This window comes from Rosistilla ulvae (assembly GCF_007741475.1).
Taxonomy (GTDB): domain Bacteria; phylum Planctomycetota; class Planctomycetia; order Pirellulales; family Pirellulaceae; genus Rosistilla; species Rosistilla ulvae.
This window is the reverse complement of record NZ_CP036261.1, coordinates 4,790,317-4,808,979: the sequence shown is the minus strand read 5'-3', so window position 1 is coordinate 4,808,979 and position 18,663 is coordinate 4,790,317. Positions and strand designations below refer to the sequence as shown.

The 18,663-nt window shown below is 57.5% G+C and carries 17 protein-coding genes; 14 read left to right on the top strand and 3 right to left on the bottom strand.

The window, feature by feature from the left end:
* Positions 1 to 70 precede the first annotated feature (70 nt).
* Both EC9_RS16970 and EC9_RS16965 read left to right on the top strand, forming a co-directional pair.
* Positions 71 to 850, top strand: coding sequence for a creatininase family protein (locus tag EC9_RS16970; protein ID WP_145347040.1), 780 nt, complete (start codon positions 71 to 73; stop codon positions 848 to 850).
* A gap of 145 nt (positions 851 to 995) precedes the next feature.
* Positions 996 to 2,303, top strand: a complete 1,308-nt coding sequence (locus EC9_RS16965; protein WP_145347038.1) for a DUF1015 family protein — start codon at positions 996 to 998, stop codon at positions 2,301 to 2,303.
* Positions 2,304 to 2,454: 151 nt separating this feature from the next.
* On the opposite strand, the gene EC9_RS16960 is transcribed toward EC9_RS16965, so the two are convergent.
* Positions 2,455 to 3,030 carry a PEP-CTERM sorting domain-containing protein gene (locus EC9_RS16960; protein WP_218934205.1) on the bottom strand — a complete coding sequence of 192 codons (576 nt, stop codon included), beginning with the start codon at positions 3,028 to 3,030 and terminating at the stop codon, positions 2,455 to 2,457.
* Between the two features lie 555 nt (positions 3,031 to 3,585).
* On the opposite strand from EC9_RS16960, the gene EC9_RS16955 reads away from it, so the two are divergent.
* The 5 genes from EC9_RS16955 (at position 3,586) to EC9_RS16935 (ending at position 8,130) form a co-directional block, all read left to right on the top strand.
* Positions 3,586 to 4,332 (top strand): ParA family protein, encoded by a 747-nt coding sequence (locus tag EC9_RS16955; RefSeq protein WP_145347034.1) that lies wholly within the window; start codon positions 3,586 to 3,588, stop codon positions 4,330 to 4,332.
* Entirely contained in the window at positions 4,325 to 5,368 is a 1,044-nt protein-coding gene (locus EC9_RS16950; protein WP_145347032.1) for a ParB/RepB/Spo0J family partition protein, read from the top strand. Before EC9_RS16955 ends, EC9_RS16950 begins: the two co-directional genes overlap by 8 nt.
* Positions 5,369 to 5,608: 240 nt before the next feature.
* On the top strand, positions 5,609 to 6,475 hold the full coding sequence (locus tag EC9_RS16945; protein WP_145347030.1) for an LTA synthase family protein: 867 nt from the start codon (positions 5,609 to 5,611) through the stop codon (positions 6,473 to 6,475).
* Positions 6,476 to 6,620: 145 nt separating this feature from the next.
* Positions 6,621 to 7,658, top strand: coding sequence for a S49 family peptidase (locus EC9_RS16940; protein WP_218934204.1), 1,038 nt, complete (start codon positions 6,621 to 6,623; stop codon positions 7,656 to 7,658).
* A 22-nt stretch (positions 7,659 to 7,680) separates the two neighbouring features.
* Entirely contained in the window at positions 7,681 to 8,130 is a 450-nt protein-coding gene (locus EC9_RS16935) for an RbsD/FucU family protein (protein ID WP_145347028.1), read from the top strand.
* Positions 8,131 to 8,166: 36 nt separating this feature from the next.
* Here the strand turns inward: EC9_RS16935 and EC9_RS16930 are convergent, their stop codons facing one another.
* Together EC9_RS16930 and EC9_RS16925 are read right to left on the bottom strand one after the other, a co-directional pair.
* Entirely contained in the window at positions 8,167 to 9,228 is a 1,062-nt protein-coding gene (locus EC9_RS16930; protein WP_246105735.1) for a sugar transferase, read from the bottom strand.
* A 204-nt stretch (positions 9,229 to 9,432) separates the two neighbouring features.
* The gene (locus EC9_RS16925; protein ID WP_145347025.1) at positions 9,433 to 9,981 is read right to left on the bottom strand and encodes a tRNA (cytidine(34)-2'-O)-methyltransferase; all 549 of its coding nucleotides are present in this window, start codon (positions 9,979 to 9,981) and stop codon (positions 9,433 to 9,435) included.
* 65 nt (positions 9,982 to 10,046) lie between these two features.
* On the opposite strand from EC9_RS16925, the gene EC9_RS16920 reads away from it, so the two are divergent.
* The 7 genes from EC9_RS16920 (at position 10,047) to asnS (ending at position 18,647) form a co-directional block, all read left to right on the top strand.
* Positions 10,047 to 10,733, top strand: coding sequence for a zinc ribbon domain-containing protein (locus tag EC9_RS16920; RefSeq protein WP_145347023.1), 687 nt, complete (start codon positions 10,047 to 10,049; stop codon positions 10,731 to 10,733).
* Between the two features lie 118 nt (positions 10,734 to 10,851).
* Complete coding sequence (gene metF, locus EC9_RS16915) at positions 10,852 to 11,718, top strand: methylenetetrahydrofolate reductase [NAD(P)H] (RefSeq protein WP_197451228.1); 867 nt, start codon at positions 10,852 to 10,854, stop codon at positions 11,716 to 11,718.
* 138 nt (positions 11,719 to 11,856) lie between these two features.
* Positions 11,857 to 12,870, top strand: coding sequence for a hypothetical protein (locus tag EC9_RS16910; RefSeq protein WP_145347021.1), 1,014 nt, complete (start codon positions 11,857 to 11,859; stop codon positions 12,868 to 12,870).
* Between the two features lie 447 nt (positions 12,871 to 13,317).
* Positions 13,318 to 14,271: a methenyltetrahydromethanopterin cyclohydrolase gene (gene mch / locus EC9_RS16905; protein WP_145347019.1), complete on the top strand. Its 954-nt coding sequence runs from the start codon at positions 13,318 to 13,320 to the stop codon at positions 14,269 to 14,271.
* Complete coding sequence (locus tag EC9_RS16900; protein ID WP_145347017.1) at positions 14,268 to 15,158, top strand: ATP-grasp domain-containing protein; 891 nt, start codon at positions 14,268 to 14,270, stop codon at positions 15,156 to 15,158. The genes mch and EC9_RS16900 overlap by 4 nt, the downstream gene beginning before the upstream one ends.
* 52 nt (positions 15,159 to 15,210) lie before the next feature.
* Positions 15,211 to 16,872 carry a fatty acid CoA ligase family protein gene (locus EC9_RS16895; protein ID WP_145347015.1) on the top strand — a complete coding sequence of 554 codons (1,662 nt, stop codon included), beginning with the start codon at positions 15,211 to 15,213 and terminating at the stop codon, positions 16,870 to 16,872.
* A 386-nt stretch (positions 16,873 to 17,258) separates the two neighbouring features.
* Positions 17,259 to 18,647, top strand: coding sequence for an asparagine--tRNA ligase (asnS, locus tag EC9_RS16890; protein ID WP_145347012.1), 1,389 nt, complete (start codon positions 17,259 to 17,261; stop codon positions 18,645 to 18,647).
* The last annotated feature ends 16 nt before the right edge of the window (positions 18,648 to 18,663 follow it).

Here is an 18,663-nt window from a genome sequence, read left to right as displayed (position 1 = left end):
GGATGCCCTACGGTCTGTGCGTGGTATCCTGCCGCCGCTGATCTCCTGCCTTTTGAAAGTCGCTGTTCCAATGAAGTCGATCCTCGAAGAAATCACATTGACCGATGTTCGCGATGGCGACTTCCGCGTGGCCGTGCTCCCGTTTGGAGCCACCGAGCCGCACAACCTCCATCTACCGTATGGTACCGACACGATGGAGAGTCGTTGTATCGGGCGGGCGGTTTGCGAAGCGGCCAATGCACAAGGGGGCCGCGTGGTGTTGTTGCCGACCATCCCCTACGGCACTGAAACGAATATGAACGCATTGCCGCTGGCGATGAACCTGAATCCGTCGACGATGCTGATGGTCGTGAAGGATTTGGTGGAATCGATCCAACGGGCGGGGATCCGAAAGATCGTCTTCTTGAACAGCCACGGCGGGAATGAGCTGAAGCCGATCCTGCGGGAACTGCACGGCCAATGTGCGTCGCAGATCTTCCTCTGCAATTGGTTCCAGATGGTTCGCGACCGGTACCACGAGATTTTCGACGTCGCCGAGGACCACGCCGGCGAAATGGAGACCTCGCTGGCGTTGGCCTACTTTCCCGATTTCGTCGCCCTGGAAGATGACAACAGCCTGCGTGCCGATTCGGGAGCGAGACGGCCGATGCGATTCGAAGCGCTCAACGAAGGTTGGGTGTCGATCACACGTCCGTGGCATCTGTTGACGACCAATTCCGGTTCGGGAAATCCGCATGCCGCAACGGCCGAAAAGGGACGCGCGGTGATGGACTTGATCGTCCAGCGGATCGCTCCGTTTTTGGCAGAGTTAAGCCAAGCGGAAATCGACGACCAATTTCCCTTCGCGTAAAACTTGCTACAAGCGTTTGGGGCGGGGAACGAATCCCGCTTTCCCATCGCTTGCTCGCGGTGCGGGCTGCGACAACTTGGGCCTCGAAGCGTACAATGAATCGCTGTTCTCGACGTTTCATTTCGTATCAGCCCCCGAAGTCTTCATGCCGGAAATTTCCGCGATCCGTGCCCTGCGTTACAACCTTGGCCATGTCGGCAACCTGAGCGACGTCGTTGCTCCCTCAGTCGATGCACTCCGTCTCGAACAGAGAGACATCTTATATAAGCGACATCCGGCCGGTTGCATTCGATTGATTGCCAACCGCGAGGAGCCGGGGGACGTTCGGGGCAGCAGCGACCAACGGGCGGCGAAGTTCTGGCGGCGTTGGCAAACCGAAGGGGTTCTGCAGCATGAAGCGGCTCCCGAGGTCTACATCTACCAACAGACGTTTGCTGATGGAGACCAAAGCGTCAGCATGCGGGGCATCTTGTGTGGTGTTCGTTTTGATTCGCCCGAAGACCGCCGACTCTATTCGGCCAGCGAAATGGATGACGCCATCGTTCAGGAACGCTTCGATTTAGTGCGTCAATGCGCCGCGAACTTCAGCCCCGTGGTGGGCCTTTGTTCGGATCCGGGTGATCGGCTGCAGCATCTATTGGATTCCGCGATTCAGGATGGGTTGGAAATTACGTGCGTCGACGATGCTGGAGTCCGGCATTCGATGTGGCCGATCAGCGACGCTCGGACGATTGGTGCCATTCAAGAGATCGTTGGTCCTTCGCCAATGCTGGTCGCGGCGGGAGAGGATCGTGTGCGGGCGAGCGAAAGGTATTTCAGCTGGTTGCAAGAACATGAGGGTCCGGTCGCAAGCGATCATCCCGCCAATTTTGTGCTGACCCTAATCTGGCGGCTCGAGGATTCGGTCGATCTGCTGCACTCGAGTCATCGGGTGTTCGGCGGCGGCAATCCGATCAGCAGCGAAGATTTGGTTGCACGGATTGGGGAATGTTTCACGTGCAACACGATCGCCGAAGGACCCGATGCGGCCGAAATCGCATGGACGCCGATCTCCACCAGCGATCACCAGGGACGGTTAGCAATCTATTGTGGCACGGATCGGCGTTGGGTTTTATGCGAGGCCAAAGAGGCGGCGATCGACCGTTTGCGCGAACTGTGTCCTGAAGCGAGCGACGAATGGTGCGAGCTTTCGGTCAATCTATTGCACCATTTGATCATCTCCGATCTGTTGCAAGATGCCACGCCGACGATCCAATATCGTCGAACGATCGAAGATCTGGTGACCAAGCTCGGTGGGCCGGAGGCATGTAGCTATGCCGCGTTGGTGCCGCCGATCGATGTCGACGCGATGGAGACGATCGCTGTTCAAGAAGAACAGCTTCCCGCGAACACGTTTCATCTGGCTCGCGAACCCCTGACCGGGCTCGTCTTCAATCCGCTGAATCGACGCTAACGCATCGAGGCTGGAGAAGCTCGCATCGATTGGTTTCGTCGCTTGGGCGATCCAACCGACTGCGTAGGCAATCGCTGTGTGCGGATGGTTGACGAGAAGCACGCACGCAATATGTAGTCTGCTGCGTGCGGTAGCGAGTTGCAGGGACGAGCTAGTCGGCCGCGGGCGCTGGAGCCAATTCACTCTCGTTGCGGTCTTCTTTCAATCGACGTTGGCGTCGTCGCAGCAGAGCCGCTCCGGCAAGTCCGCTGGCCATCAGCGCGAGCGATCCTGGTTCGGGAGCTGCAGCGGTTTGCGCCGACTGGACCTGGATCGGCTGGAAACCGGTTGCGTGCGTAGGTCCGGCCGACAGCGGAACATTGTAGCCAGCACCAAGAACGATATTCTCAAAGCTTGTGAGATAGACTTCGCTGTTGGTGCCGCTGAAGCCGGTGCCATAGTTGAAGCTAAAGTTGCTGACCGTGCTGATCGTTCCCGATTGATTCGCTTGTCCAGCAAACTGGGTCGCTAGAAGCAATCCGGTCAGCATGTTGGCGTTGTCGAATTGTAGGACCAGCGCGGCGCTAGTGTCGCTTGTCGGATTGCTTTCGAATTGAAACGCATTGCTAAGGACAAAGGTTGTCGTGTTGGGGGGAGAAGGGTCGGTAGCGTTGGTGTCCCAATACGCTCTCCCGGCCGATCCAGCGTTTCCAAGCGTTCCAGTGTCGGTCCCTTCGAACGAAAACATGCGGTTGGTCGTATCGAGGAGCAAGATGATATCCGCCCTGGCGGAACTGCTCGAAAGCAAAAGAAATACGATAATTGCGAGACGTTTGATCGACGCTGTAGTCATTGTTGATGGTCATCCTGACTTGCCACGCGGTGGTAAGCGAACTGCCCTGATTCGCTTGCGGAGTGTACATGCGTCACTATGGTAGCCGTGGTAAGGGTTTATGGAAACTGGCCATCGTCCGCATGTGAAAATTATTTTCGATTGGGGCAGATGACTTTCTGTGTCTTGGCCATTTGTGTCGATCGGCGATCGGGTGTCGGTTGAATTGCGTCTGGTTTCTGCAAGGCGACCGCGTGGTACAGCCCCTTCATCCGCTACTGTTTCCCGTGAAACCACCGGTCCTAAAACTGGCATTCTGCATTTTTGTAGTTCCTCGCTAGAATGGGACCTCAGGAGAACACGCATCGAATCGACGAAGCGAGGTTTTCCAAGGGCGGCCAGGATGGCTGCATTCACCAATCATCATGGAGGCTTCGCGTCGAGACTGACCGCTCGGCATTGCGAAACAAGATGGGTCGGATCCTGTGCGTTGCGAATCAGAAAGGGGGCGTGGGCAAAACCACGACCGCCGTTAACCTAGCTGCCGGTCTGGCTCGCGGAGGCTATAAAACTCTGCTGGTCGACATGGATCCGCAGTGCAACGCCACCAGCGCGCTGGGGATCGAACCGGCGAAGCGTCATCCGTTGATCGATCCCAATACGCTCCGCGACAGTATTCGCGAATCGACCGAAACGAATCTCGATCTGTTGCCCGGCAGTCGTTCGTTTCAGGATGTGGATCAATTGGCCAAGGCGACCGGTTCCGAAGCGGCGATGTTGCGTAGGCATTTGGAGACTGGCCTGCACTCTTATGACCACGTCTTGATCGATTGCCCACCGTCGTTGGGGACGTTGACCCGCGCCGCGCTGGCGGCGTCGACAGAAGTTCTGATGCCCATTCAATGCGAATATTTTGCAATGGAAGGGCTGACCCAAATGATTCACGTGATCCGCGAAGCGATTCAAGCCACCGATGGCCGACTGACCTTTGGCGGGATCTTGTTGACGATGTACGATCCTCGTTTGGAATTGACCCACGAAGTCGATTCGGAGGTTCGGGAGTTCTTTGGCGAAATCGTGTTCGACACCGTTGTCCCACGCGATGTCGCGTTGACCGAGGCACCTAGCCACGGCGAAAACATTTTTCAGTATTCTCCGCGATCGCGCGGAGCCTACGCTTATACTCAGCTTTGCATGGAGGTACTCGGCCGTGACTAAAGATCGAAGACTTGGAAAGGGATTAGCCGCGCTGTTGGGCACCCCGATCGAAAACGAACGTGGTGGCGACATTGGGCTGTCGACCGAACCACGGTCGACGCAGACCGAATCGGCAGCACCGGCGACGAATGTTGCACCGGTCTCGCGGCAGGCAACCAAATTGCAACCAAGTGACATCGACGACGGGACCGTTCCCGCGGGGCAAGTCGTTCATTTGAACGTCTACGAGATCGATAACAATCCATTCCAACCACGACGCCAGTTCGACACCGAAGAGATCGCCGCGCTTGCCGAAAGTCTGAAGTCGCACGAACAATTGCAACCGGTGATCGTTCGGCGCGATGGCGAACGATACCAATTGATCTCGGGCGAACGCCGCTTGCGCGCTGCGATCCATGGCGGCATGACAACCGTCCGCGCGGAGATCCGCGAAGCCGACGACCGGATGGTCGCCGAGTTGGCGATCGTCGAGAACCTGCAACGCAAGGATCTCAACGCTGTCGAAAAAGCGATGTCGTTCCGCAACTACATCGATCAGCACGGCTGCCCGCAAAACGAATTGGCGAAGCGGTTGAAGATCGATCGCAGCACGGTTGCCAATCTAATGCGGCTGTTGGAATTGCCCGATGCCGTTCTCGATGCGATCCAAGAAGGAACCCTGACCGCCGGTCACGCCCGCGCTCTGTTGCCACTTGGGGACGATGATCTGCAGTGCGAATTGGCGGAAACGATCGCCAAGGAGCAGTGGTCGGTTCGGCAGACCGAGTCGCACGTTTCGGATATTCTGCAAGCGGAAGAGGATCAAGAGACCGGTGGTCAGGCGGCTTCGGCGGTTCGCAAAAAGCAGGTCGCTTCGCCGCAGATCTCGTCGCTGGAACGTCAGCTACGAATGGATCTCGGGACCAAGGTCGAGATCAAACAGACAGCCAAAGGGAAGGGAAAGATCGTCGTCCATTTCGCCAACCCCGAAGAGTTCGAACGGATTACCGCGGCGATGGCGGGCGAGGGGAGTTACCCGGAAGTTGCTGCGGCGTAGTTCGTTTGCTGCGGATCGAAGCTCTACCGCCGCGATCCGCATTGGCTGTTTGGTGCTTGTTGGTAGACAGTCGGGAAAGGCTGTCGCACGGCGGTAGCCGACCGCCACAAGAATCGATTTAATGGGGGCTCCCGCAAATTTGCCCGTGGCCCCCGGTAGACATCGTGATCGATTCCATTCTGCTCTGCCGATCGCTTCGGCAGTTCGCTCTCCAGTATCTTCAGTGCGTGGAGCTTTCCAATGTCCAATGGTGAGCTGACCCATCCGCGGATCGGGGTGCTGTCTGTCTTGGCAGCGATCACGGTTGTGGTTTTGCAGATTGTGTTTGGACTGTGGGTGCGTTTCGATTACGGATCGCCATTTGGCCAAGCTGTTTGGATCGGGCTGATGTGGCTCGGATGTTCGATGACGGCATCGGTCTGCTTTTCGGCGATGTTCTCGTGGCGACGTCTCTTCTTTGGCGCGGCGGCTTTCGTCTGGCATGTCTTGGTGATGTCGATCTGCTGGCGTGAATCGCCGGTACGGTATATGTTGTTGTTGGGTGGGTTGCTGGTGCTGCAGTCGACCGTCTCGACGCTGCTCGGCGTCCCGGCTTGGTTGGCGTGGCATACCAACGAAGGCGATCTGCCACGACGGTATCGGTTTACGATCCGGTCGGTCATGCTGGGGACCACTCTGGTGGCGGTTTTGCTGTCCGCGGCACGGGCCTATGACGTGCCGGTTGTTGCGGCGCAGTTGCTAGCGGTTCCGTTGTTTGTTTTGCTGTACATCGGTTCGGCGTCAACAATGCTAGCGTATGCGCACTTGCGAATCCGCGCTCTCTGTTTGTTGGCGGTTCTGTTTGGCGGAGTGATCCTCTATTCTTGGGTCGCGACGGCGTTGAGTTTGTCGGTTGGGGATCGCCGGACGCTTCGTGGGTTCCTCGATTCTTTGTCCGACTATTCTTCGGACGCCTTTGTTGTGCAGATGCAATTGGTGCAATTCGGTCTGTTTACGGTCGGCTGCTGTTTATGTTTTGCCTTGGGCCGGATCGACCAGCGCGATTTTGAGCGACAGCAGGTTTTGGAGCGGACGCTAGCCTCGGCAAAGTCGCCGCAGCAGTCATGATCGTTCGATGACAGGCAATATGCGGCGGGTATTGGACCGGGTAGCGTTTGTTTGGTGACAGTCGGTGGGGTGAGATTTCCGATCCGTAAGGTAGTGCGTTAGGAACGGATTCCGCGCCGCTCGACCCGCTGATCAGAGCCGCTGCATGACACGCCTATTGATTCTTTGCACCCTGTTTGCGTCCAGCATTGGATGCGGCAAACACGCGATCCAAACCAACAATTTGATTCGGTTGATGCCCGCCCGGGTGCACGTTTCCGCCGATCCGATTGCGATGCAACCTCAAGTCCTACGCGATCGATCGCCACTGAAGGCGATGCCTGTGCAGGCGGGCAGCTGTCGCAAGATCGCTTTGATCGACGTCGATGGGTTGCTGGTCAACCAGAACCAGGCGGGGATCGGTTCGATGGGGGACAACCCGTTGGATATTTTCCGCGAGAAGTTGGACCAGGTCGAACGCGAAGGCGATATTTCGGCGGTTATCATTCGCATCAACAGCTACGGCGGCGGCGTGACCGCGTCGGACATCATGCGTCGCGAACTGGAAGCGTTTCGCGAGCGAACCGGGATGCCGATCGTGGCGGTCTTGATGGATATCGCGACCGGTGGCGGATACTTGCTGGCTACGGCGGCCGATCAAATCGTGGCTCACCCGACAACGATCGTCGGCGGGTTTGGCGTGATCTTGAATCTGTACAACCTCGAAGACGCGATGGCGCAGTTTAACGTCGCCGGACAAACGATTCGGGCCGGAAAGTTTGTCGACATCGGATCGCCTGAGCGATTTTTGGAAGAGGACGAAGAGGAACTGCTGACCGAGATCGCCGAACAATATAACGAGCGTTTCAAAGACGTCGTGCTGCGTTCCCGACAACGCATCCATTCCGACGCGGAGATTTTTGACGGACGGATCTTCACCGGAACGCAGGCAGAAAAGTTGGGCGTGATCGACCAAGTCGGCTATATCGACGACGCGATCGCTGCGGCACGAGCCTACGCCGGCGATCCCAACGCGTGTGTCGTGATGCTGCATCGCGATCAGGACAAGGCGCGAACTCCTTACGCCACGACGCCAAACGAACCTACTCAATTGATGGCGATGCCGCAGATTCCTGGTTTGATGCGTTCACGCTTGCCAACGTTTATGTATATTTGGCAACCCGATCCCGGCCTAGCACCTTAAACCGCAGCGACCTTTCTCTGTTATGCTCAAACACGAATTATTGCATCCCAAGATCAACGAAGTCCTGGCCCGCGGCGGACATTACAGCAAAGTCTTGATCGCCGACGGAAACTATCCCGCGTATCACACGTTGGGACCCAGCGCGGAACTCGTTAGTCTGAACCTCGCGCCGGGATTGGTTTCGTGTTGCCAAGTCCTGGCGACGTTGTTGACGGCGATTCCGATCGATGCCGCCAACACGATGATGTATCCGCAATCGGGGCCCTACGCATTGCCGGCCGATCCGCCGGTGTGGGATGAGTTCCGCAAGTTGTTTGCCGATGCAAAAAGCGATGTCCAGCTGGAACCGATCGAACAGATGCAATTCTACGATGCGGTGCGATCGCGCGAGCACATCTTGACGATTCAGACCGGCGACCAAGCGATCTTCGCCAACCTCTTGTTGACCATTGGCGTCCGCCGCGGAGCGTAGGATGGCAGCTGTCGACGGCGAGAGCGCCAGAAGGGATCAGTGGTTTCCGCGGGCTTTGACCGGCACGATGACCGTCTTGGCGAGCAGTTTCATGTCCAGCCAAGCCGAGCCTTTGTCGACGTAGCGGAGGTCCATTCGCATCCAATCATCAAACGCGATCTCTTCGTGTTTCGCCGTTTGCCAAATTCCCGTGATCCCCGGTTTGACATCCAATCGGCGACGTTGCCACGTTGCGACCGCACGACTCTCCGACCACGGCAAAGGGCGTGGCCCGACCAGCGACATTTGCCCCAAGAAGACGTTGACCAATTGGGGCAGTTCGTCGATGCATGTCGCTCGCAACACCTTGCCGACCGGCGTGATCCGCGGGTCGTTCTTGATCTTGAATGCCGGTCCGTCCCGTTCGCTCAGCCGTCTAAGTTCGGCTTGCTGTTGTTCGGCGTCGACGCGCATCGTTCGCAACTTATAGATAGTGAACGGTTTGCCGTCGGCACCTTCGCGCACTTGGCGGAAGATGGCGGGACCTTTCGAAGTGCAGCGGATTGCCAGGCAAGCCAAGGTGATCGGCACGGCGGAAATCATCAGGCCGACTCCCGAGCCAACAACATCGACAAACCGTTTGGCGATACCCCGTCGACGAGATGCGATCGGTTGCGGTGGCATCAGATGTCCCGACGGGGGATCGTGATCGTCGTGCCGATCGAACAGTTGTTCCTGTTGCCACGCTTCGGGATCGTAGGCAAACAGCTCCAGTGCACACTTCAGCCCGGCGTTGAACAGCAAATCGCGGAGATCGTCGATCACGATCCGGCCCCCTTGTTCGGGGGTGTCGGTTAGCACGATCCCAACTGTCGCGCGGCTACGATGGCCGAGCGTGTCGGTCAACCGCAAGCGACGATGAAGCAAACGGGCGGCGCGGACGACATCGCTCCGGCGACAATTTTCCGGTGAGAGAACCACGTCGATCAAACAGAATGGAATCTCACGGCGGTCGGATCGCAGGCGCTCGCGGTTCAGTTCCCTAGCTAACTGACGCTCCGACAGCAGCAGAGGCGTTGTCGCTCTGCTGGCTCGATAACCACCCAATAGGTTTGGCATCCAGGTCTGTCTCATCTGTAGTTATGTACATCTAGGGAGAATTTGTTCAGCTCTTATACTAACCAGCGGTGCGGAATGGAAAATGGAGATTCGCCGATATTATTGGATTTTGTGTGCCTAATGAGGGGGCGATGGCCCCTCTGTGGTGTCCGCTGGGCCGTGTCGGTGGTTGGACGACAGGTCTGTAAGCGTTGTGGCCTGCGTTCACGACAAAAGGCCATGTTGTCTTAGAACCTCATAGACGGCGATAGCGGCGGTGTTCGAAAGGTTCAAGCTGCGAACCTGTTCGGTCGTGGGGATCCGGATCGCTTGGGGGGAATCGAGATCGAGAATCTCTTCGGGCAATCCCGCCGACTCGCGGCCAAAGACGATCGCGTCGCCCAGATCGATCGGCGCTTCCCACAGGCTGCGTCGGGCGAAGCGGCTGAAGTACCAGAACTTACGCTGCGGTAGGGCTTGTTGGACTTCGTCGATCGAATCGACAAGCTGCAGATTCAGCATGTGCCAATAATCGACGCCGGCTCGGCGAACACTGTGCTCGTCGATTTTGAAACCCAGCGGCCGCACAAGCCACAATTTGGCACCAACGGCGACACACGTCCGCCCAATGTTTCCGGTATTCTGTGGAATCTCGGGCTGGTACAGTACAACATGCACCGGTGGCTCGTCGACTTGCAAACAGGGGGCGGCATCGGCGAGACTATCGCTCGGCACGTCGGGCTCGCTAGTATCTGACGACTTTTCATTATCCATTATGGCAGCTCGGTTATTGTGGGTTGCTGCTGACGAACCGCGATACGGGACAACCCTTCTTCGACATGGCAATTCGAGTTACCTGTGAAAAGTGCCTGACGCGATTCAACGTCAGCGATAAATTTGCTGGAAAGAAAGGCCCTTGCCCCAAGTGCAAGGCGACGATCCAGATCCCGGACAAAACCGAAGAGGTCGTCGTTCATGCGCCCGTGGACGATGGTCCCAAGGATTCCACGGGCAAGAGCGTTCTGAAGCCGATTATGCGCGAAGAGGTGCGAGTTACCAAGCTCGGCATCTTCTCCGTCGCCGGTTCGATCGTTGCGGCGATCATCGCGGCGGTCGTGATTCGGTCGATGGAATCGGTGCCGGGCTGGATTCCGCCGCTCGGTGCGCTGTTGCTGGCTCCGCCTTTAGTTTGGTCCGGCTACACGTTTGCTCGCGAGCAGGAACTGGAACCCTTCTACGGACGCGAACTTCAAGCCCGCGTCGCCATCTGTTCGGTGCTGTTCGCGCTGCTCTGGGCGCTCTACGCATTTGTTCCCGCTTATGTGATGGACTACGACAGCGTCGCCGAGATGCCGATCGGTGCGGTCTTAGTCGCGTTGGCTGCGATGTTGGCCGTTGGCACTTTGATTTCGGTGACGACTTTCGAATTGGAAACCGGTGGCGGCGTCGTGCATGCCGGGTTCTACATCGTCGGGACTTTGTTGTTGGCGATGTTGGCTGGCATCCCGCTGTTCGCGTGGGCCTGATCGCGCAGCTCTGCTAAGCTCTCGATGCGGTGTCATTGTTGGACGTCGCGGGATTCGTAACAATACAGCCCGCTTTGCGTTCCAAATTTCGATCCTCTGGATTTCCCTGCTTGTTCTTATGTCGCTATCTCAGTTATTTCGTGGCGGTGGATGCCCCATCTCGTTCGAACTCTTTCCGCCGCGAACACCGGCGGGCTTCGAATCGTTGTATCAACACGTCGACAGTCTCAAGCAATTCGATCCCGCCTTTTTCACCTGCACCTACGGCGCCGGCGGCTCGACTCGCGACAGCACGTTGGATGTGGTCCGCGAAGTCAAACGGCGAACTGGCAAACCTGTCGCATCGCACCTGACCTGCGTCGGTTCGACCCAGGACCAACTGCGCAGCTACCTGACCGAAGCGGGAACCCTCGGCGTCGACTACATCGTCGCGCTGCGCGGCGATCCGCCCAAGGGAGAGACCTCGTTCACCGCAGTCGAAGGCGGTTTCCGGTTCGCCAACGAACTGGTCGAGATGATTCACGCCGAGTTTCCCGAGTTTGGGATCGCGGTCGCCGGTTATCCCGAAGTCCATCAGGAAGCTGTCGACGCCGACGTCGATATGGAGAACCTGAAACGCAAAGTCGACGCGGGGGCCGATTGCGTCGTCACGCAGTTGTTCTACGACAACGACGACTTCTTCCGTTTCCGCGACGCTTGCCAAGCTGCCGGGATTGAAATTCCGATCATTCCCGGTCTGTTGCCGATCACCAACTTCGCGCAGGCCCAGCGGATCGCTTCGATGTGCAAGGCGAAGTTGCCGCAAGGGTTGGTCGATCGTTTCAACGAAAACGATTCGGCCGAATGGCAATTGAAAGTTGGCATCGAACACGCCCAACAGCAAACGAACGATCTGATTCGCCGTGGCATCGACGGGCTGCATCTGTATGTGCTCAACAAGAGCCAAGCAGCGGCTGAGGTCTTAGCGGGTGTCGATCGCGGTTAATTGCGCCGCGACTAATTCGGGGCGCGTGACGGGATCGGTGGCAGCGGTGGTCGAATGTGCTTACGCACGGTTCGTGAAGAGTTTATCATCATGGCGATATAACTCACCCTCCAACCCGTTCCCTGGAATTCACGAGCCATGCCCGATTGCATTTCTTTGAAACCGAACGTCGATCTCGGGGTTGTCCCCACGCATCTGAAATTTGTCGGAGGCTTGGTCCCCGACGAAGCGGGCAAGTTGCCACGCGACGCCGATGGGAAATTGGTTGTCGTCGCCAACATGGCCAAGCTGTGCAGCGAATCGTTGGTCCGTATCAGCTGCGTCCAAGTTCCGTTTTTTCCGGGACTCGACGAAGCCGATGTCAAAGAAATGGTCGACGGTTTCCGCGAACTGAAACTGCAGGTCCACTTCATCATGATGGTCGGCGGCGCCGATCCGATGAATCCCAATGACGAAGACGCGGTGGTGGAGATTCTTGTCGGCGGTTTGTCGGCGGCGAAGAAGCACGGCATCGAAACCGTTTCATCGACGTCGGTCGAAGAGTGGTTGAAGCCTGGTGCGACGCGTAAGGAAGGTGACGAGTTCACCGCCGCGGTCGCGCAGAACGTTCGCGTTCACAGCCGTGCTTTTAAAGAAGCCGAGCTGGATGGTTCGCCGGTCAAAGCGTGGCACATCGAATTCCTTCGCGGTGGCGAATTCAAGACCTTCACCGACATCGGTCGGATCTGGACGTTTGTCGAAGCTGTCAACAAAGAGATCGGCAAGTCGTTCTTCAAGGTGATGGTCGATGCCGCTCACTGTGGCGATTCAACTCTGTCGATTCCCGAGAACGAAGCGATCATCCAAAAGATCGCTGATGGGGACGGTTTGGGTATCTTCCACGCATCGGCCAAGACGACGCGCGGTTGTCTATCGACCGACGATGGTTGGATCGGCGCGCTGCTAACTGCATGTGCTCGCACCGGGAAACTGAAGACAGCTTTTGTCGAAGTCTTCCATCACGAAGATGCAGCGCTCGAAGGGCTGCGCAATCTCGATCCCGGCCACGGCTTGGATACCTGCGACGGACGGACCTACGACCAGGTCGTCTTGGATGGATTGACCGATGTCGCGCGACGGTTGAACAACCTATCGGTCCGCGGGATCCTTTAGGTCCGATCGGCACCAGCGCATAAAAAAACCGGTCATCTCCATAAATGAAGATGACCGGCCATATGGTTATCCCTCAGTTATTGCGGCAAAAACGGAGCCGCTGGGAGAATGACAGGTATCGGACGTGCTACTGCACTAGCCCTTAATTGATACGAGTCAACCCGATTAAATTGGTCTCTCTGCCGGAATGCAATCTGAAGGATGCGTAGAACAAATTCATGTCCCACAATCGTAATCTTAGGTCAGCCGAGGCTGACGGCAAAGGTTAGTTCGGCGATTGAGACCATTTTGAATTAGCTTTTTTCTGACGAAGCCGGCTGTGCCTTTTTTGCTCGGTTCGCTTCCCAACATTACCTCCACTTTTCAACGGGCTTTTTTCAAGCGATTCCGTTTGTTTGTGCGCCTGTTTCCGACCATGTTCGACGTTTTTTGCCTCGAAGGAATTTAATGACTCAGTTCAATCAAGCCGCCTTTCAGACCGCCAACGACCTGGAAGAGAACCTCGCAGAATATCGCGTTGGTTCGACGACAATTGGGGGCGCGACGCTGTTCGATCTCGGTATCGAGCACCGCGGGGGGCTGGTCGCCGGCGAGATGCTAGCGGATGTCTGCTTGGGAGCCGCAGCTGACGTCTTCGCCGCCGCCGAACCGGGAGCGATTGGAACCGGAGTTGTTGTGAAGGTGGCGACCGACAACCCTGTCGGTGCATGTCTGGCCTGCCAATATGCCGGCTGGCCTCTTTCGGTCGGCGATTATTCAGCGATGGTCAGTGGCCCGATTCGCCTGTTGCGCGGGAAAGAACAACTGCTTGGAAAACTGGGGCTCTCCGAGAGTGGAGCGATCGGTGTGGCGGTGCTGGAAGCTGACACCTATCCAACCGAAGCTGCGGTTTTGAAGATCGCGGAGGAGTGTTCGATCGAGCCCGAACTGCTGACGATTCTGATCGCACCGACAACCAGTATCGCCGGGAACATCCAGGTTGTCGCGCGAAGCGTCGAGACCGCGATGCACAAGCTGCACGAAGTTGGCTTCGACGTCAGCGATGTCCTCTCGGCAACCGGAAGTGCGCCGCTGCCACCTCCGGCGCTGAAGTCGATCGACGGGATCGGTCGCACAAACGATGCGATTCTTTATGGCGGATCGGTCACGTTGTTCGTCGATGCCGACCAGTCGGTGATCGACGAGATCGGCCCGAAGGTTCCCAGCAACAGTTCCAGCGATTATGGCAAGACGTTTGGCGAGATCTTCGCGTCGTACGAATACGATTTCTTCAAAGTCGATCCGCAATTGTTCAGCCCCGCCGTGGTGACGTTTGTGAATCTGCGCAGCGGGATCAGCCGCACCTTTGGTCAGCTGAGGCCCGACATTTTGGAAACGTCATTCGGTTGCAAGTCGCAATGAAGTTCTTAGTGCTCGGGCCCGATCGCGGTTGGCATGCGAACCAGTTGCGCACCGCTGCCGAGAAGGCGGGCGATTCGATAGCGTTTACCGATTACGAAGCGTTGTCGTCGATCGTCGGTGACGGGGATATGCTGCGTTGTGATTCTCCGGCAGGCGATCTGCATGCGTTCGACGTCGTGCTGACGCGAACGATGCCGCTGGGCACTCTGGAACAAGTGACGTTTCGCTTGAGCATCTTGCACGCGCTGCAAGAATCGGGAATCCGGGTTGCCAATCCGCCTCGTGCCCTCGAGATCGCGATCGACAAATATGCAACGACCGCGCGGCTGCATCGTCTCGGCTTGCCGGTGCCGCGGACCGCGGTATCGCAGACGCGAGCCGATGCGATGGCGGCTTTTGAGCAGTTCGATGGGCCGGTGGTCGTCAAGCCGATGTTTGGCGGCGAGGGACGCGGCGTGATGCGAATCGAAACACGCGAACTGGCTTGGACTACATTTACGACGCTGCAGCAGCTTGGCGCGGTGATCTACCAGCAGGAATATATTCCCTGCAACGGGCAAGATCTTCGTCTGTTTGTCGCTGGCGATTTAGTTTGGGCCGTGCAAAGAACCAATCCGGATGATTGGCGGACCAACGTTTCGCAAGGCGCTTGCTGTGAACAAGTTGCGGTGACGGAGGCTTTTCGCCAGCTCGCGACCACGGTTTGCCGGTCGCTGCGGTTGCACGTCGCGGCGATCGATCTGATCCAAGACGCGGCAGGGCGGATCTATGTGCTCGAAGCCAACGGCGTGCCGGGTTGGAAGGGAGCACAAAGTGTGATCCAAGAGAACCTCGCGGAGCGGATCATTGAAAGTTTTCGTGCGCCGATCCCTCTTGTCGGCTCATGAGCCAACGCCTTTTCAAACCCTCGAACAACGATCGCAACCCCAACAGCTCCCCATGACAGAATCATCTATCGAGGAAACCGTTCGCTGCAACGTCGCCGATCGCTTGGCGACGTTCGCACAATCGCAGCCCGATCAGATCGCGATCGCGTTTGCTAAACCGGGCCGACGGCCACGCTACGACACGATCACCTTCGCCGAATTGGATCGACAATCGACTCGGATTGCTCGTGGGTTGTTGCGGCACGGGATCGAGCCGGGAACGCGGTTGGCGATGTTGGTACCCTTTGGGATCGACTTCATTCGCTTGGTGCTGGCGTTATTAAAAGCCGGGATGGTGCAGGTGCTTGTCGATCCCGGGATGGGGAAGAAGAACCTTATCGAATGTCTCGCCGAATCGAAGCCGCAGGGTTTTATTGGCATCCCCAAAGCGCAGGTCGCCCGGCTGTTGTACCGCCAGCGGTTTCCCGAGGCCAAGCAAAATATTTGTGTTGGTGGACCGATCGCCTTCGGTGGCGTGTCGCTTGCGAAGATCGAAGCGTTGGGCGAACAGCCTGTCGAATTGCCGATGACTTCCGAAGCCGAAGCGGCGGCAGTCATCTTCACCACCGGCAGCACCGGGCCGCCCAAGGGAGTCGCTTACACGCATGGGACGTTTGAGCATCAGGTGCGGTTGATTCAACAGCAGTACAACGTCGCGCCGGGGACAGTCGATCTGGCCTGCTTCCCGTTGTTTGGATTGTTTGACGCGGTGATGGGAGTGACGACGGTGATTCCCGATATGGATCCGACGCGGCCCGCCGATGCCGATCCCGAAAAGATCTTGGCCGCCATCCGCGACTGGAAGGTTACGCAAGCCTTCGGTTCGCCGGCGCTTTGGCATACGGTCAGCAAGCATTGCGTAAGGGGAGGGATTTTTCTGCCGACGGTACGCCGCGTGTTGTCGGCCGGCGCTCCGGTCCCTCCGCAAACGCTGGCATCGGTTCGCAGAATGATCCATTCCGAAGGCGAGGTTTTTACACCGTATGGAGCGACCGAATCGCTTCCCGTTGCGTCGATTGAATCGCGCGAGGTGTTGGACGAAACGGCTGCGAAAACTCGCGAAGGCGCTGGAACGTGTGTCGGCCATCGATTTGCCGACATGATGTGGCAAGTGGTCGAGATCGACGAGGGACCAATTTCGGAGATCAGCGACGCCAAACCTGTTTCGCATGGGACGATCGGGGAATTGATGGTCAGCGGTCCCGTGGTGACGCGGAACTATGTGACCCGCCAAGATCAGAACGCGATTCACAAAGTGCAGGATGGGGCGCGGATCTGGCACCGAATGGGAGACGTCGGCTACTTGGACGATCAGGATCGCTTTTGGTTCTGCGGTCGGAAGGCTCATCGAGTGGAGACGCCGTCGCAGACGCTGTTCACGATCTGCTGCGAAGCTGTCTTCAATGAACATCCCGATGTCTATCGGACCGCCTTGGTCGGACGTGGTGTACGCGGCCAGCAGACGCCGGTCTTGATCGTCGAACCGCACGCCGATCGGCGTCCGAAATCGGCGTCCGAACAGCAAGCGTTGCTCGACGCATTAAAAGCGATCGGCAAATCGCATCCTCACACCGCCGAGATCACCGACATCCGGATCTATCCCGAGCGGTTGCCAGTCGACATCCGCCACAACTCGAAGATCTTTCGAGAACAGTTGGCCGAGTGGGTGAAGTAGTTTTCTTTGCTTGTGTCGGCCTCTGGCCTTCTGGGTTAGTGACCGCTGTAGTTCCGGAGGCTTACACCTCCGGCAGGTCCTATGCCGGCCTTCGGCCTGAAAACTGGATGCTTGCTGGAGGGCAACGGTCCCTGTCTCTGCACTACAGGCCGGAGGCCGACACACCCAATGCTGGCGGTGTAAGCCGCCGGTGGCGAGTGACCGAACCAGAAATGAGGCCGGAGGCCGACACACCCAATGCCGGCGGTGTAAGCCGCCGGTAGCTGGTGAGCGAACAACCACTGAGGCGAGCGCCTCGCCCCGTGGTTCGCTGTTCAATCGCAGCCGAGTCGATACAATCGGTTTCTTTCAAACGATGCACCCCGATTTGGCAAGGATGAAAGCTGATGCCGTTAGAAAAGTTGTTCGTGTCCGACGCTCGAGACGTCGCACATGTTGGCAAGACGGTCTTGATTCAAGGTTGGATCCGCACCCGCCGCGATTCCAAAGGGGGCTTCAGCTTTTTGGAGATCAACGATGGCAGTTGCATGGGGAACATCCAAGTCATCGCCGACGCCGATCTAGCGAACTACAAGGACGAGATCCAGCGGTTGTCGGCTGGTTGCAGCGTCGCGATCGAGGGTGAGGTCAAAGCGTCCGAAGGGAAACAGGCGACGGAGATCCAAGCTTCTCAAGTGACGGTTCTCGGCTGGGCCGACGATTTTCCGCTGCAGAAGAAACGCCACTCGTTCGAAAAACTGCGCGAATGGGCTCACATCCGGGCTCGGTCGAATACCTTTGGCGCCGTCGCGCGGGTCCGAAACCAGATCTGCCAATCTATCCATCAGTTCTTCCACGAGAACAACTTTCTGTACGTGCACACTCCGATCATCACCGCCAGCGATTGCGAAGGTGCTGGCGAGATGTTCAAGGTGACGACGTTGGATCTGGACCGATTGGCCAAGTCGGGCGGGCCGGTCAATTACGAATTCGACTTTTTCGACAAGCCCTCCTTCCTGACCGTCAGCGGTCAATTGGAAGCGGAGACCTATGCGACGGCGCTCGGCCGAGTCTATACATTTGGCCCCACGTTCCGAGCGGAGAATTCAAACACAAGTCGCCATCTTTCGGAGTTCTGGATGATCGAACCCGAGGCGGCGTTCTTCGATCTCGCCGACGATATGGCTTTGGCGGAATCGTTCCTGCGAAAGATCTTGTCCGACGTGCTGAATCACTGCGACGAAGACCTGCAGTTCTTCGACCAGCGAATTCAAAAAGGGCTGATCGAATCGCTGCGGAAAGTCGCTGAAACGCCGTTCCAGCACATGACCTATACCGATGCGATCAAGGTCTTGGAAAACTGTGATGAATCGTTCGAATTCCCGATCGCTTGGGGAACCGACCTGCAAGCCGAACACGAGCGTTACCTGACGGAGAAGCATGTCGCCGGGCCGTTGATCCTTACCGATTACCCATCGTCGATCAAACCGTTCTATATGCGGTTGAGCGACGACGGGAAGACGGTTGCCGCGATGGACGTGCTGGTTCCCGGTGTCGGTGAAATCATCGGCGGAAGCCAACGCGAGGAGCGGTTGGATGTGCTGACGCAGCGAATGGCCGAGATGGATCTTCGCGAAGAGGATTATTGGTGGTATCTGGATCTGCGTCGCTACGGCACGGTCCCACACGCCGGATTTGGACTGGGACTTGAGCGTTTAGTGCAATACACGACGGGGATGGCGAACATCCGCGATGTGATCCCGTTTCCTCGGACGCCCGGCAACGCGGATTTTTAATTGGAGAGGGCCGCTT